Annotated in this window: 1 pseudogene; it reads right to left on the bottom strand. The window is 49.6% G+C overall.

The annotated features are described in order from the left end of the window. Positions 1–1,290 (bottom strand): annotated as a pseudogene (locus R7P74_RS24800) (Tn3-like element ISShfr9 family transposase); the annotation flags it as partial.

Below are 1,290 nucleotides of genomic sequence, written 5' to 3'. Positions count from 1 at the left end.
CAAACAGATCATTGATGACACTACTGAACTGCGCGTATCGCGGTGCAAAACTGTAACCGCATAGATCCAGTAAGGCGAAGTTAACATGATTGACACCGTGTGTATCTGTCGAGAGTACGTCAGGTTTGATTTCACTGCTGTTGGATTGTAACAGGTCATAAATATAGTGTGATTCGTGCTCGTTGGAACCGATGATCCGAGCATTGAGGGCGCTGTGGTTGGCCACCAGTGTCATGGCCGTGATCCCTTTGTTGGTGCCGAAATACTTAGAGGAGTACCGGGTTTTAAAGGTTTCCAGATGGGTTTCGAATTTCTGACCATCCGCACTGGCATGCAGCTGGTCCTCCTGAATATGGTAGTGGCGGAAGATGGGTAGCGCTGCAACCGCATTATTGATCACGTCGCTGGCGTCATGCAGCGTTTCAGGCCGGATATAGTTGGCCTGCACCGTACTCAGGTGTTCATAGCTTCGATCGGAGATCTGCGCCATGCCATACACACCACGGTGAGTGGCGTTGGCAATCAGAATGGCCAGTAAATCATCCTGATGAGTGAACCCTTGTTTTTGTATCGGAAGTACATGAGTCAGACATTTCATGAACCCGGTTTCGCGCTCTACATACCGCAGTACATCCGCGATACCGACCGGTTGCATTCGCTTAAAAAAGGGATTGTTGACCAGAGATGTAGCGCTTTTGGTCGGCAGACGCCAGCGGGTACCGGTACGATTTTTCATGATCACATTTCGATTGTCTCCCTCATCAATATGGAGAGCAACGTCTTTGAGTGCACTTTCCAGCCGGTGTTGTTTCTCCTGTAACAATAACTCTGCGGGCTGTTTTAGTCTGTCCAGTGTTGATGAGGCCAGCAAGGTATCCTGCGATGTCTGGGGGATCAGGTCGTCTTCCAGTGCGCGGTATTTGGTAACATTTGGCAAATAAATGCGTCCATTCAGTCGTGAGGTTAACTGCCGGTAGAGCAGCCATTCGTAACGTTGCGGGTTAACGTTATCCTGTTTAACCAACCATGGGAGGTGCTTTTTCGGGATGAGCGACGTATCCATCGTCTTCAGTGGTCCACCGAATGCGATTTCCGTCTGCATCTGTTGAAGTTGGGCGACGACGGCTTCTGAGCCTTTACCGGCCTCACATTCAAGGCACAAGAACACCTGCCTTAACAGTTGCTCCAGGAGATTGCATTGTTCATCGTAATGTTGCCACTGGTACTCTTCCACGGTCCGTTTCTGTTTTTTCAGGTAAAGGCAGAGGGTCTGGATATCCCTGTCATTCA

It is taken from the genome of Vibrio sp. 2033 (assembly GCF_033339735.1).
This window is presented reverse-complemented; position numbering and strand designations above follow the sequence as displayed.